We start from the raw sequence: 14,778 nt of genomic DNA, 5'->3' as shown, positions 1-14,778 counted from the left end.
GGTTCCTTTCCGTGCACAGCCTTGATATACGCCCGCGTCCGCCATTGGCAATGCGGGCGCAGGTCACATGAAGGCGGTACCATGTTTAACAGCGCAACAGCAGCACGGCGCAGCGCAATCTATCTTCTGGATCAGGTTCTGGGCGAAGGTCGCCTGCTGGCCGAGTGTCTGGCGGCGGGCGCAGTGGATCGGTTGGAGCCCGAGGACCGCGCGCGCGCTCAGCGCCTGGCTTTGGAAACGCTGCGTGGGCTGGAACGTGCCGACCGCCTGTTGGACAATCACCTGAACCGCACGCCTGCCCTGACGGTCCACAACGCACTGAGACTGGGGGCGGTCGAGCTTTGCAATGGCGAAGCCGCGCATGGCGTTGTCAATTCCATGGTCGAGATCGTCAGCCGTTCGCGCAAGCATAGTCGCCTCAAGGGGTTGGTGAATGCCGTTCTGCGCAAGGTTGCGGCAGAAGGCCCCGAGGCGTGGCCAAAGATGCGCGTTCCGCGTTTGCCGGATTGGTTGCGTGAGCCTCTGATCGCAGCGTGGGGCACGGATGCTGTTACCGGAATGGAGCAGGCACATTTCGCGGGCGCACCACTGGACCTTACCTTGAAACCAAGGGCGGAAGGCCCTTCAGGCGAGATCCTTCCGACCGGGTCGCTGCGTATACACGACGCGGGTCAGGTCTCGACCCTGCCGGGGTACGAAGCAGGTGACTGGTGGGTGCAGGACGCCGCTGCGGCTTTGCCGGTTCGCATTCTGGACCCGAAGGCGGGCGAAAAAGTGCTGGATCTCTGCGCGGCCCCAGGTGGGAAAACGATGCAACTTGCGACCGCAGGGGCTGATGTCACGGCACTGGATGTGTCGGAATCGCGGATGGAACGGGTGCGGGAAAACCTTGCAAGGACCGGCCTGAAGGCGAAGGTCGTTGTTGGCGATGCGCTGGAACACGAGGGCCAGTACGACGCGATCTTGCTGGACGCGCCGTGCTCGGCCACAGGTACGATCCGCAGGCATCCTGACTTGCCGTTTGCCAAGGACGGTTCGGACTTCGGCGGTCTGATCGAGCTCCAGTCGCGCTTGTTGGCCCAGGCGTGGAGTTTGCTGAAACCCGGTGGGCGTCTGGTCTATTGCACCTGCTCCCTGCTGCCGGATGAAGGTGAAGTTCAGGTGGAAGAGGCGTTGGGCATGTATCCTGACATGAGCGCGGATCACGACGCGCTGAGCGTACCCGGTGTTGAAACAGATTGGCTCACTGAAGAAGGCGGCTTGCGATTGCGCCCCGATTATTGGCTGGACCGGGGCGGTATGGATGGGTTCTATATCGCGTGCCTGACCAAATCCGCCTGAGCGCACGCTTTTCGATGACTTGACGATCAGCGCGGTCTATCGTTGGGTCTCAAGCGCCAGCAGAGCGTAAGGGGCAGAGTAACACGCGTCATGTCGAAATCGGACACCATGACCAGCCGGTGCATGCGGTTTCAGAACCGCTTCTATGCGCGCCTGAGCCAGCGGCAGAAGGCGGTCACAGGGTTTGTTGCACAACCGGATCCGCGCTCGGTGGGTTCGTTTGCACGTGGGCGGCAACTGGTTGCCGGAAACCTGTTGTTCGCCGGGTATCTGGTCGAGGCCGAAGATACCGGGCTTTGGGACGTCACCGCCCCCAGCGCCGGCTTTGACGAAGAACGTCATGGTTTTGCCTGGCTGGATGATCTGGCTGCGGTCGGAGACATGCGTGCGCGGGAAAAGGCGCAGCGCTGGGTCTGGGGATGGATCGAGGCGCATGGGCGCGGGCAAGGCCCTGGCTGGGTGCCTGATCTGACCGGACGACGGGTCACGCGCTGGATCAACCAGGCGATTTTTCTGCTGCGAGGGGCGGATGAAAGGCAAAGCAAGCTGTTTTTCCGCTCGCTGGCCCAACAGACATGGTTTCTGTCCAAACGGTGGCAGGCCGCGACCCCGGGTCTGCCTCGGTTCGAGGCGCTGGCTGGACTGGTACAGGCCGGGCTGGCGTTGGAGGGGCTGGAACACATGGCCGACCCGGCCCTGCGCGCCCTGGCCGGAGAATGTGACCGTCAGGTCGACGCGCAGGGCGGCATTCCAACACGCAATCCGGAAGAACTGCTCGAGGTCTTCACATTGCTCAGCTGGACTTCGGCGGCGCTGAACGATCTTGGGCGCGGGACGCCTGCCGCTCAGGCCAATGCGATCAAACGAATCGCTCCGACCCTGCGCAGCCTGCGCCATGCGGATGGGGCGTTGGCGCGGTTCCATGGTGGCGGGCGCGGTGTCGAGGGGCGTCTGGAACAGGCGCTTGCGCAAAGCGGCGTCAAACACAAGGCAGCCACTGCGTTGCCGATGGGCTATGCCCGGCTGGCAGCCGCACGCACCACGGTGATCGTGGATGCCAGCGTGCCGCCGTCGGGGGCGGCCTCCTACAATGCGCATGCTTCTACATTGGCGTTCGAGCTGACCTCGGGGCGGCGTCCGTTGATCGTGAACTGCGGGTCGGGGGCCAGTTTCGGGTTGGAATGGCGCCGCGCCGGACGGGCGACACCGTCGCATTCGACGCTTTGCCTGGATGGGTTCTCAAGCGCCCGGCTGGCCAACCCGGTGCCGGGGCGTGAAGCTCAGGCGCTGGTCGACGCGCCACAGGAGGTGCCCGTTGATTTCGAGGACGCGTTCGAGGGCATCCGCTTTATGGCCGGGCATGATGGATATGCCAAGGTGTTTGGCCTGACCCACGCGCGCACATTCGAATTGCGATTTGACGGTCGGGAACTGACCGTTGAGGATATTCTGCTGACCGCGACCGACAAGGCGAAGCGACAGTTTGACAAGGCGATGGATGCTTCGGGCCTCAATGGCATCGGTTACGACATCCGGTTTCATCTGCATCCTGATGTTGATGCGGCGCTGGATTTGGGCGGGGCGGCGGTGTCGATGGCGCTCAAAAGCGGTGAGATCTGGGTTTTCCGCCATGATGGCGTTGGAAAATTGTCCGTAGAGCCAAGCGTTTATCTTGAAAAAGGGCGTTTAAAGCCACGCGCGACAAAACAGATCGTTCTATCTGGCCGCGCAATGGAGTATGCGACGCGCATCCGGTGGACTCTGAGCAAGGCACAGGACACAGCCTATGCCGTGCGCGATACGCACCGGGACGAGCCAGAATTCGACTGACGCCAAAAGGACCTTTGGACCCATGAACGATCTTCACCCCGTGCGCCGCGCGTTGCTTTCCGTATCCGACAAAACCGGGCTGATCGAGCTGGGCAAGGCGCTGGCCGAGCGCGGAGTCGAGCTGCTGTCGACCGGTGGCACGGCCAAGGCGCTGCGTGATGCAGGGCTCGCGGTGAAGGATGTCAGCGAGATCACTGGCTTCCCCGAGATGATGGATGGTCGGGTCAAGACCCTGCACCCGATGGTGCATGGCGGACTGCTGGCCCTGCGTGACAATGACACCCATGTTGCAGCCATGAACGAACACGGCATCGGTGCAATCGATCTGTTGGTTGTGAACCTTTATCCGTTTGAAGCAACTGTGGCCAAAGGCGCAGGTTACGATGAGTGCGTCGAGAATATCGACATCGGTGGCCCGGCGATGATTCGCGCAGCGGCCAAGAACCATGCGTTTGTGAACGTGGTCGTGGACGTTGAGGATTTCGACAAACTGCTGGACGATATGGATCAGCACGACGGCGCGACATGTCCGAAATTCCGCCGCAAGCTGGCGCAGAAGGCCTATGCCCGCACCGCCGCCTATGACACCGCAGTGTCCAACTGGCTGGCCGACGCGCTGGAGCTTGAGGCCCCCAGGCGTCGCGCGTTTGCCGGTGAATTGAATCAGACCTTGCGCTATGGCGAGAACAGCCATCAGCAAGCCGCGTTCTACACCGACGGCACCAATCGGCCCGGTGTGGCCACCGCTGTTCAGCATCAGGGCAAGGAACTCAGCTACAACAATATCAACGACACCGACGCGGCCTTTGAACTGGTTGCCGAGTTTGACCCCGAGCAGGGTGCCGCCTGCGCCATCATCAAGCACGCCAACCCATGTGGCGTGGCCAAGGGTGCAACCCTGCTTGAGGCTTACAAGGCCGCCTTCGACTGCGATCGCACCTCTGCCTTCGGCGGGATCGTGGCGTTGAATCAACCGTTGGACGCCGAGACCGCGCAGGAGATCACCGGGATTTTCACCGAGGTCGTGATCGCTCCGGGCGCATCGGATGAGGCCAAGGCCATCTTTGCCGCCAAGAAAAACCTGCGCCTCTTGACGACCGAAGCTCTGCCGGATGTGACCGCCGGTGGGAAAACCGTGCGTCAGGTGGCCGGTGGGTTGCTGGTGCAGGACAAGGACAACGGCTTTGTCGGCATGGATGATCTGAAAGTTGTAACCAAGAAGGCCCCGACCGACGAACAGATGCGTGACCTTTTGTTTGCCTGGAAAGTGGCAAAACACGTCAAGTCCAACGCTATAGTCTATGTCAAAGACGGCGCCACCGTGGGCGTCGGCGCGGGCCAGATGAGCCGTGTGGACTCGGCCCTGATCGCCGCCAAGAAAGCCAAACGTATGGCCGACGTGCTGGGCTTGGCGCAACCGCTGACCATCGGCTCGGCCGTTGCGTCGGACGCATTTTTTCCCTTCCCTGACGGCCTGATGGAAGCGGCCGAGGCAGGCGCAACTTGTGTGATCCAGCCCGGTGGGTCCATGCGTGACGATGAAGTCATCGCCGCCGCGGATGAGGCCGGCCTTGCCATGGTCTTTACCGGCATGCGCCATTTCCGTCACTGATGCGGTCACGCCTGCTTCTCTGGGCGGCCCTGGCCGCCTTTGCGATCGACCAGATCAGCAAATACCTGGTCGTTCATGCCATGCGCGTGGCCGAACAGCCCGGTGGTATTGATGTTTTGCCACCGCTGCTGGTGTTCAAATACGGCGAGAACCGGGGCATCAATTTCGGCCTGTTCCAAGGGAACTCGGAGGCCGCGCGCTGGATTCTGATCGGAGTTTCCGTGGCGATCTGTGTTGGCGTGCTTGTCTGGCTCAGCCGTGCAGCCCCCTCAAGACTGATGCTGTTTTGTGGTGGTTTGTTGGTCGGCGGTGCGCTTGCGAATGTGGTGGACCGGGTCCTTTACGGATATGTACTGGATTTCCTGAACATGTCTTGTTGCGGCATCAACAACCCGTTTGTGTTCAACCTAGCAGATGTGTTCATATTTGCGGGTGCCATCGGGCTGGTGCTGTTTGACGGCAAAAAGGCCTCGTGACGCGCGGAATGATATGCGATAAAAGCCCCTGAAACAGGCTGGAGACACCAATGCGGATGCCGCGCGCCCTATTTGTTTTGACTGTTGCTGCTGCGGTTGCGGCGTGTTCGAATCCTGGTCTTCGGGATCTGGCGCCTCCGGGTCCGGGTCCGGATGAGTTTTCGGTGTTGCCTGTAAAACCACTGACTCAGCCTCAGGATTATGCCTTCTTGCCTGCGCCTACTCCGGGTGGCGCAAACCTGACTGATCCGAACCCCAATGCCGATGCTGTGGCTGCATTGGGCGGCAATGCCGCTGCACTAAACCCGAATACGGCTGTGCCGTCCTCGGATGCAGCGCTTGTCACGGCGTCCAGCCGCTATGGTGTTTCCCCCGATGCGCGGCAGGTGGTCGAGGCTGATGACGCCGCGTTCCGCAAACGCCGGGGGCGCTGGACCGGTCTGCGCCTGTTCCCGGTCGACCGCTATAGTCAGGTTTACGAAAAACAATCGATCGATCCGTTCGCGGAAACAGAAGCTGCCCGTCGGGCCGGGATCGAAACCCCATCTTCGCCGCCGGGTGAATAATTCTTAACTTTCCGTCATCGGGCTTGAACCCGGGCCGCGTCACCGTAGTTTGAATACCAGAAACGAAACGGAGGATGCCCTATGGTTCGGGCCCTGGCCTTGTCGGCTGCCCTGATCGCTGCCGCCCCGGTATTTGCCGAGGACGGGAAAGAAGCGGTCACCACATTCACATTGGACAACGGAATGGATGTCGTTGTGGTCGAAGACCGCCGCGCACCAGTCGTACAACACATGGTCTGGTACCGTGCGGGATCCGCAGATGAGCCGATCGGATCGTCAGGTGTGGCGCATTTTCTGGAACACCTTCTGTTCAAAGGCACCGACACGCTGGCCCCGGGTGAGTTTTCGGCCACCGTAGCGGCCAATGGCGGCAACGACAACGCCTTTACCTCGTATGACTACACCGCATATTTTCAGCGTGTCGCTGCCGACAGGCTTGAGCTGATGATGCGGATGGAATCCGATCGGATGCGAAACCTTCGGCTGAATGAAGAGGATATTCTGACCGAACGGGACGTGATTCTTGAGGAACGCAACCAGCGCACCGAAAACAATCCGCGCGCCCTGTTCGGCGAGCAGATGAGTGCGGCTCAGTATCTTAACCACCGCTACGGCGTGCCGATCATCGGCTGGATGCATGAGATGGAGGATCTGGATATGGAGGACGCGCTATCGTTCTACCAGACCCATTATGCACCCAATAACGCCATTCTGGTGGTCACGGGCGATGTTGATCCCGACGAAGTCCGCGCGCTTGCCGATCAGTATTACGGTGTGATTCCCGCCAACCCGGACCTGCCCGAGCGGGTGCGGTCACAGGAACCGCCGCAAACGGCCGAGCGCCGTCTGACCTTCAAGGACCCGCGCGTGGCCCAGCCTTACGTTCAGCGCAGCTATCTGGCACCGGAACGCGATCCGGGCGAACAGGAAAAAGCAGCGGCTCTGTTCTTGCTGGCCGAATTGCTGGGTGGAAGCACCACCTCTTATCTGAACGAAAAGTTGCAGTTTGATCAGCAGAAGGTTGTTTATGCCGGAGCGTTCTATCGTGGTGTTTCGCTGGATGACACGACATTTGATCTTATTGTCGTTCCGGCCGAAGGTGTATCCTTGCAAGAAGCCGAAGACGAAATGGATCAGGCCGTGGCTGATTTCATTGCTGAAGGTGTGAACGAAGACGATCTTGGCCGCATCAAGATGCAGTTGCGCGCGGCCCAGACCTATGCGCGCGACAATGTGGACGGCATCGGCAACCGCTATGGCCGGGCCCTGACCAGCGGTCTGACGGTCGAAGATGTGCAGGCCTGGCCCGAGATCCTTCAGGCCGTGACCGGGGATGAGATCATCGCCGCAGCCCGCGAAGTTCTGCAACCCGAGGCGTCGGTCACCGGCTGGCTGATGCGCGATGACGAGGTGACGCAATGAAACGGTTTATTGCAACGCTGATTGCCTGTCTGGTCGCCCTGCCGGCTTTGGCCGAGATCGAGATAGAAGAAGTGACCTCGCCTGGTGGCATCAAAGCCTGGCTGGTCGAGGATCATTCCATCCCATTTGCCGCGCTGGAACTGCGATTCCGTGGTGGCACATCGTTGGATGACCCTGACAAACGCGGCGCGGTCTACCTTATGAGCGGGCTGATCGAAGAAGGTGCGAGCGACATGGATGCGCGGACCTATGCCCGTGAGCTGGAGGCTCTGGCCGCCTCATTCCGATACAATGCCGGCGACGATTCAGTTTCGATTTCCGCGCGTTTTCTGTCCGAAAACCGGGATGAAGTGGTCGATTTGCTGCGCACAACGATCCACGAGCCGCGTTTTGATCAGGATGCGGTTGACCGGGTGCGCGCACAGATTCTGTCGGGTCTGCGCTCGGACCAGACTGACCCGAACGAAATCGCCGGGCACAATTTTGCGCAGATGGCCTATGGAGATCACCCCTACGGATCTGAAGGGAAAGGCACCATTGAAAGCGTCTCGGCCCTGACGCGTGACGACGTGGTCGCGGCTTATGAAGGCGTCTTTGCCAAGGATCGCCTGTACGTGGCGGCCGTCGGCGATATCACGGCAGAGGAACTGGGTTTCCTGCTTGATACCCTGCTCGGCGACTTGTCGGACACCGGAAAGCCCATCCCCGGCAAGGCTGATGTCAACATTTCCGGCGGCGTCAGTGTTGTCGAATTCGACACGCCTCAGTCCGTGGCCTTGTTTGGTCAAGCAGGGATTGATCGGGACGATCCGGATTTCTTTGCAGCTTTCGTTCTAAACCACATTCTTGGCGGTGGCGGGTTTGAAAGCCGACTGATGCAGGAGGTGCGCGAAAAGCGCGGACTTACCTATGGGGTCGGGACTTATCTGGTGCCCAAGGATCTGGCCTCGGTCTACCTTGGATCCGTGTCCTCTGCCAATGACCGTATCGCCGAAGCCATCGACGTAATTCGCGATGAATGGGCGCGCGCGGCCACTGAGGGTGTGACGCAAGAGGAACTTGATGACGCCAAGACCTATCTGACCGGCGCCTATCCGCTGCGGTTTGACGGCAACGGACAGATTGCCGGGATCATGGTTGGGATGCAGATGGAAGGTCTGCCGATCGACTATATCGCCACCCGGAATGACAAGGTGAACGCGGTGACATTGGAAGATGTAAACCGGGTCGCCGCCGAACTGCTCGACCCGGATGGTTTGCACTTTGTTGTCGTTGGCAAGCCGGTTGGCATGGAAACAACGAACTGAACCTGTGGGGGTAAGCTGCGGCTTACCCCTTTTTCATGCTCCGCAGCATCTGCCCCATCATCTGGCCGAACTTGCCTGAGCCACGCTGATACAGCGCTCCGTCAACAGCCAGAACCGTACCACTGATGTAACTCGCCATGTCCGAGCTGAGGAACAGGCAAGCGTTGGCCACGTCCTGCGGCCGGCCCCAACGGCCCAGCGGCACGTCGCGGCGCAAGGCCTCACCAGCATCGGGAGTCGGGGCAAGGCGCTTGGCGCCTTCCGTGCCTTCGATGAAGCCCGGCACGACCGAGTTCACGCGAATGCCCTCCACACCCCATTCCATCGAGAGTGTGCGTGTAATCTGGTCGACACCTGCCTTGGCGGCGCAGACATGTGCCTGACCCTCATAGGGTAGATAGGATTGCGGGGCCGAGATGTTGATGATGCTTGCACCCGGGCGCTTAAGGTATGGATATGCCCCCTTCACCACGTGGATCGTGCCCATCAGGTCGATATCGATCACTGTCTTGAACGCGTTGACTGACATTTCAGCAGCCAATGCCGGAAAATTGCCCGCCGCACCCGAGATCAGCACATCGAAATCACCAAATGCGTCGTGGAACTGCTTGAGACCCGCCGCCACCGCATCAGGGTCACGCACATCAAACGCCGCCCCGATCGCATCCTGTGCACCAGCGGCTTTCAGCGCGGCAACGGTGTCATCGACCTTTTCCTGCGACCGACTGGCAACGGCCAGTTTGGCACCTGCGGCCGCGAAAGCCTCGGCAATGCCGCGGTTGATACCGCTGGTTCCGCCGATGACGATGACGGTTTTTCCCGAAAAATCCATATAGGCCTCCCTAGGCGGGGAGCCCTACTCGCCGTAGGGCACCCAGATGTTTTTCACTTCGGTCGAAGCCTGAAGGAAGCGGCGGGAATGGTCCATGCCCCAATCAAATGCCGTCGCGTTATTGACCCATGTCCGTTTCAGGTTCCCGGCAGAGACGACCTCGATCTCCTTCGACAGGTCGGTGGACGAGAACGACCAGACCGCATCCACATTCAGGTGCGAGGCCAGCGGTTTCGCCAGCTCTGCATGGCTGCCGGTCAGGATGTTGACCACACCCGCAGGCACGTCAGAGGTCTCGAGGATCTGGTAGAAGTCCGTCGCGGCCAGAGGGTATGGCTCGGACGTCACCAGAACTGTCCGGTTGCCCATCGCAATCGCAGGCGCCATGGCCGAGACCAGACCCAGCAGCGGCGCCTCGTCCGCACAGAGCGCGCCGATCACGCCCACCGGTTCCTTCATCGCAATCGCCACGCCCCGGATCGGAACGCCATGCACCTGACCGTCATACTTGTCGGCCCAGGCAGCGGCGGTGAACAGGCGCTGGATCGCGGCGTCGACCTCTTTCGCGCCGTCCTTGCGGCCGGTCATCGCGTCGATGCGCCCGACGAATTCATCCGCGCGGGCCGAGAGGTTCTCGCCGATATAGTACAGGATCTGCGCCCGCAGATGGCCGGTGGTCTTGGACCAGCCCTTGGCCCCCGCCGCGGCCTCTACCGCGTTTCGGACGTCCTTTCGGTTGGCAAGGCCCACGTGGCCCAGCAGCCCCGCCTTACCCCAGACCGGCTTCGAATAGCCGCTGTCAGGCCGCGCCTGCTTGCCTCCGACATACATCTTGGCCGTGCGGTCGATCGGATCTACCGGCGCACCTTCGCCGGTGACTGCTTCGACCTTCGCCAGCGGTTTTGCCTTGCCTTTGGGCTTGGTGTACGCGGCCAGTCCTTCCCAGCCTCCTTCTCGACCAAAGCCGCTTTCGCGTACACCGCCAAACCCGGCGGCTGCGTCGAACAGGTTGGTGGCGTTTACCCAAACCACGCCCGCGACCAGCTTGGGAGCGATGTCCAGCGCAAGGTTCACGTTCTCGGTCCAGACCGTCGCGGCCAGCCCGTAACGGGTGTTGTTGGCCAGTTCGACTGCCTCTTCCGGGGTGCGGAAGGTGGACGAGACCAGAACCGGGCCAAAGATCTCCTCCTGCATCAGAGGGTCCGAGGTCTCCAGGCCCGAGATCAAAGTCGGCGGATAGTAACACCCGTTCGCAGGTAAATCACACGCGGCCTGGTGAACGTGACCAGCAGTGTTGCTTTCGACCATGCCTTTGATGGTCTGCAACTGAACCGGGTCGACCACGGCGCCCACGTCGATGCATTTGTCCAGAGGATTGCCGACGCGCAGCTTGTCCATCCGGGCACGCAGCTTGTCATGGAAACGGTCGGCGATGCCTTCCTGCACCAGCAGGCGCGAGCCCGCACAGCAGACCTGACCCTGATTGAACCAGATCGCATCGACCAGACCTTCGATGGCTGAATCAATATCGGCGTCGTCAAAGACGATATAGGGCGACTTGCCGCCCAGCTCGAGCGTCAGGGACTTGCCGGAACCGGCGGTGGCCTCGCGGATGCGGCGGCCCACTTCGGTCGAACCGGTAAAGGCGATCTTGTCCACGTCCGCGTTCACGATCATCTCGCCCACTGCGCCGTCGCCTGTCACGATGTTGACCACGCCCTTGGGCAGACCGGCCTGCTGGCAGATATCGGCAAACAGCAGCGCGGTCAGCGAAGTGTATTCCGCCGGTTTCAGAACAACCGTATTGCCCATCGCCAGTGCAGGCGCGATCTTCCACGCCAGCATCAGCAATGGAAAGTTCCACGGGATGATCTGGCCGCACACACCCAGTGCCTCAGCGTCGGGCAGCTCGCTTTCCATCAGTTGGGCCATGCCCGCATGAAAATAGAAATGCCGCTGCGCCAGAGGGATGTCGATGTCACGCGATTCACGGATCGGCTTGCCGTTGTCGAGGCTTTCCAGCACGGCAAACAGGCGCGAATGCTTCTGCAACAGGCGCGCGATGGCGTAGAGGTATCGCGCACGGCCCGCGCCACCCAGTTTTTCCCACTTGGTTTGCGCTTTGCGCGCGGCGGTCACGGCAGCGTCCACGTCTGCCTGTTTCGCTTGCGTCAGCTTGGCCAGAACCTCTCCGGTCGCCGGGTTGCGGCTTTCGAACCCCTTGCCGGGTTTGGTGAAGATACCATCGATATAGTGTCCAAACTTGTCGCCCTGATCGACCAGCCAGGCCAACGCCTCGGCAGCGCTTTCGGGGGCGGGTCCGTATTCCATGGTTTCGAAAATCTCTTTGACTGTCATAGTTCTTGTCCTTTTCCGGGGCTTCGCCCGTTCAGCGCTGAAATCGTTCCACCGGAACGAGTTCCGGGCGCGCCTCACCCCATGGAGTGACGGTAACCGGCGGAGTAAGCGCCTGTCACATAGTGTTCCAACTGCCGCTCGATATCGCCCAACAGCGACGAGGCGCCAAAGCGGAACAGGTCGGGTTGCAGCCAGCGGTCGCCAAGCTCGTCCTTGATCAGCGACAGGTAGACCAGCGCGTCCTTGGCCTTGGAAATCCCGCCCGCAGGCTTGTAGCCTACGCGATAGCCGGTGCGGTCGTAATAGTCACGGATCGCCCGGATCATCACCAGCGACACCGGCAGGGTGGCGTTGACGCTTTCCTTGCCGGTCGAAGTCTTGATGAAATCCGCCCCCGCCATCATGCAGACCAGCGAGGCGCGCGCGACATTACGCAGGCTGCCCAGTTCGCCGGTGGCTAGGATGGCTTTGACATGCGCATCACCGCAGGCCACACGGAAGGCCTTCATCTCATCGTACAACGCCTGCCAGTCGCCCGACAGCACATGCCGGCGCGAGATCACGATATCGATTTCCTCGGCCCCGGCTTTCACGCTCTCTTCAATCTCGGCCACGCGCAGGTGGAAGGGGGACAGGCCCGCCGGAAAGCCGGTCGAAACGGCTGCGACAGGAATTCCGGTGCCTGCCAGGGCATCCACGGCGGGTTCGATCATGTCGTGATAGACACAGACCGCCCCGGTGGTGATCGGTGGCATATCCAGCGCTTGCAGCACTGAAGGGGCAACAGGTTGCCGTGCCTTGGCACACAGGCGGCGCACGCGACCCACGGTATCATCGCCTGACAAGGTGGTCAGGTCGATCATCGTGATCGCCTTCAGCAGCCAGGCTGCCTGATATTCCTTTTTGACCGACCGGCGGCCCGGCAGGGTCGCGGCGCGGCGCTCGATAGCCGAGGTATTGGCCTGAACGGCGCGCACCCAGTCCAGATCCAGATCCATGCCAGGGTTCCGGGATTCGGTCACTTGCGGCAGATGCGCGGTGCGCACGGGGCTTTCTGAGCTCTGCGTATCCATTGTCACGTCCTTTGGGAGGTTTGCGACAAAATCGCACGGGAGACCGGGGAATGGAAGATGTAGACGGGCAATGATTGGAAAAATTTTGACCAAATGGACAAAAATAACGACTTTCTTGCGAATAACTCGCATTAGCGTTGACTTACTTGCGAATGGTTCTCATATTCAGTTCAACAGGAAGCAAAAGCTGAGGTCGAAGATGATTCGCCGGAATTTTCTTGCAGTATTGGCGCTGGCCGTATCCCTGCCAGTCACAGCCTGGGCCGATGCACCCCTCAAGGTGGTGGCCACGACGGGCATGATTGCCGACGCGGCACGTCAGGTCGGCGGTGATCAGGTTGACGTCAGGGGATTGATGGGTCCCGGCGTCGACCCGCATGCCTATCGCCAGACCCGCAGCGATATCGTGGCGATGACGCGTGCGGATCTGATCCTGTGGCATGGCCTGTACCTCGAAGCACAGATGGAAGATTTCTTCCATGACCTTGATCGCAAGCGAACCGTGGTTGCAGTTGCCGAAGGAATGGATAAGTCGAAGCTGCGCGCGCATGACGATTATGCGGACAAATATGATCCGCATGTTTGGATGACGCCCGAGTTGTGGCGGGACGTAGTGCTTGAAGTGCAAGCAGCCCTCACCGAGGTACGTCCTGAAGCGGCCGAGGTTTTTGCGGCGAACGCGCAGGCACACCTGGCAGATATCGATCGTCTGACAGCCTATGCGGACAAAGCTCTGGCGTCTGTTCCGGACAACAACAAGGTTCTTGTCACCGCCCATGATGCCTTTGGGTATTTCGGTGAAAGCTTCGGGTTCGAGGTTCTGGGAATTCAGGGCATCTCAACCCAGTCCGAGGCTGGCCTGAACCGGATTGGTGAACTGGTCGATCTGCTGGTTGACCGGAAGATCACGGCTGTTTTCGTCGAAAGCTCGGTCTCGGATCGTTCAATCCGCGCGCTGATCGAGGGCGCGGCTGCCAAGGGACATGAGGTGCACGTGGGGGGCGAACTGTTCTCGGACGCCATGGGTGAAGAAGGAACCTATGAAGGCACTTATGTTGGAATGCTGGATCACAACATTACGGTCATTGCCAGTGCTTTGGGTGGTGATGTGCCGGATCGTGGAATGGACGGAAAACTGTCGGCGGGGTTTTGATCGATGCTGGATCTGATTAGCGACGAAGGTATGACCGTTGACGACAACGGGTTGGTCGACAGCCCCCTTGCCCTGCGCGGCCTGACGGTCTCGTACGGGCAGAAACCTGCGGTGTTTTCAGTCGACATGACCGTACGGCCCGGGGCGATGACCGCGATCATCGGACCGAACGGAGCCGGGAAGTCCACATTGCTCAAGGCGGCGCTTGGCATCGTTTCCCCCCTGTCAGGTCAGGTGACCGTGTTTGGCCAGCCATTGGACACGCAGCGCGCACGCATTGCCTATGTACCTCAGCGCGCCAGCGTGGATTGGGATTTTCCAACGCGCGTCATCGACGTGGTTCTGATGGGCCTGTCGCGCGAACTTGGCTTGCTGGGCCGTGTGCGTGCCCGCCACAAGGCGTGCGCGATGGATTGTTTGCACCGTGTTGGAATGCGGGATTTCGCGGATCGCCAGATCGGGCAGTTGTCCGGCGGGCAGCAACAACGCGTGTTTCTGGCGCGCGCGCTGGCGCAAGGCGCTGATCTGTACCTTCTGGACGAACCTTTCGCAGGCGTGGATGCGGCCACCGAGAAAGCTATTATCTCGGTGCTGAAATCCCTGAAAGAGTCGGGCAAGACGGTTGTCGTGGTGCATCACGACCTGGCGACCGTGACCGACTATTTCGACCACGTCTTCCTGATCAATACACGTAAGGTGGCCGAGGGACCGGTGGCCGAGGCCTTCACGGCGGAAACATTGCAATCAGCATATGGCGGTCGACTGGCAACCGCGCAGATCGATCAGATATCGCGCGCGCTGGGGTAAC

The 14,778-nt window shown here is 60.6% G+C and carries 12 protein-coding genes; 9 read left to right on the top strand and 3 right to left on the bottom strand.

Annotated elements, in window-relative coordinates; translation table 11 throughout:
* Positions 1-81: 81 nt before the first annotated feature.
* The 7 genes from AC2FLP_RS13580 to AC2FLP_RS13550 all read left to right on the top strand — a co-directional run bounded on the left by AC2FLP_RS13580 (position 82) and on the right by AC2FLP_RS13550 (position 8,554).
* Positions 82-1,341: an RsmB/NOP family class I SAM-dependent RNA methyltransferase gene (locus tag AC2FLP_RS13580; protein WP_496684187.1), complete on the top strand. Its 1,260-nt coding sequence runs from the start codon at positions 82-84 to the stop codon at positions 1,339-1,341.
* A gap of 90 nt (positions 1,342-1,431) precedes the next feature.
* Entirely contained in the window at positions 1,432-3,171 is a 1,740-nt protein-coding gene (locus AC2FLP_RS13575) for a heparinase II/III family protein (RefSeq protein ID WP_496684185.1), read from the top strand.
* A 22-nt stretch (positions 3,172-3,193) separates the two neighbouring features.
* On the top strand, positions 3,194-4,783 hold the full coding sequence (gene purH, locus AC2FLP_RS13570; protein ID WP_496684182.1) for a bifunctional phosphoribosylaminoimidazolecarboxamide formyltransferase/IMP cyclohydrolase: 1,590 nt from the start codon (positions 3,194-3,196) through the stop codon (positions 4,781-4,783).
* Entirely contained in the window at positions 4,783-5,259 is a 477-nt protein-coding gene (gene lspA, locus AC2FLP_RS13565) for a signal peptidase II (protein WP_117871840.1), read from the top strand. The genes purH and lspA overlap by 1 nt, the downstream gene beginning before the upstream one ends.
* A gap of 50 nt (positions 5,260-5,309) precedes the next feature.
* Positions 5,310-5,825, top strand: coding sequence for a DUF3035 domain-containing protein (locus tag AC2FLP_RS13560; protein ID WP_117871842.1), 516 nt, complete (start codon positions 5,310-5,312; stop codon positions 5,823-5,825).
* A gap of 81 nt (positions 5,826-5,906) precedes the next feature.
* Positions 5,907-7,247 carry a M16 family metallopeptidase gene (locus AC2FLP_RS13555; protein WP_496684179.1) on the top strand — a complete coding sequence of 447 codons (1,341 nt, stop codon included), beginning with the start codon at positions 5,907-5,909 and terminating at the stop codon, positions 7,245-7,247.
* Positions 7,244-8,554: a M16 family metallopeptidase gene (locus AC2FLP_RS13550; protein ID WP_299899476.1), complete on the top strand. Its 1,311-nt coding sequence runs from the start codon at positions 7,244-7,246 to the stop codon at positions 8,552-8,554. The genes AC2FLP_RS13555 and AC2FLP_RS13550 overlap by 4 nt, the downstream gene beginning before the upstream one ends.
* Before the next feature lie 22 nt (positions 8,555-8,576).
* On the opposite strand, the gene AC2FLP_RS13545 is transcribed toward AC2FLP_RS13550, so the two are convergent.
* The 3 genes from AC2FLP_RS13545 to deoC all read right to left on the bottom strand — a co-directional run bounded on the left by AC2FLP_RS13545 (position 8,577) and on the right by deoC (position 12,817).
* Entirely contained in the window at positions 8,577-9,386 is an 810-nt protein-coding gene (locus tag AC2FLP_RS13545; protein WP_496684176.1) for an SDR family oxidoreductase, read from the bottom strand.
* A 24-nt stretch (positions 9,387-9,410) separates the two neighbouring features.
* Positions 9,411-11,744: an aldehyde dehydrogenase family protein gene (locus tag AC2FLP_RS13540; RefSeq protein ID WP_496684173.1), complete on the bottom strand. Its 2,334-nt coding sequence runs from the start codon at positions 11,742-11,744 to the stop codon at positions 9,411-9,413.
* A gap of 74 nt (positions 11,745-11,818) precedes the next feature.
* Complete coding sequence (gene deoC, locus AC2FLP_RS13535; protein ID WP_117872944.1) at positions 11,819-12,817, bottom strand: deoxyribose-phosphate aldolase; 999 nt, start codon at positions 12,815-12,817, stop codon at positions 11,819-11,821.
* Positions 12,818-13,016: 199 nt separating this feature from the next.
* Here deoC and AC2FLP_RS13530 point away from each other — a divergent pair, with 199 nt between their 5' ends.
* Complete coding sequence (locus tag AC2FLP_RS13530; RefSeq protein WP_117871851.1) at positions 13,017-13,970, top strand: metal ABC transporter solute-binding protein, Zn/Mn family; 954 nt, start codon at positions 13,017-13,019, stop codon at positions 13,968-13,970.
* 3 nt (positions 13,971-13,973) lie between these two features.
* Positions 13,974-14,777, top strand: a complete 804-nt coding sequence (locus AC2FLP_RS13525) for a metal ABC transporter ATP-binding protein (RefSeq protein ID WP_496674680.1) — start codon at positions 13,974-13,976, stop codon at positions 14,775-14,777.
* Position 14,778 lies beyond the last annotated feature (1 nt).

Source organism: Ruegeria sp. CDSA141, assembly GCF_059612005.1.
Note: the sequence above shows the minus strand (reverse complement) of the source record. Positions and strands in the feature narration are given on the sequence as shown.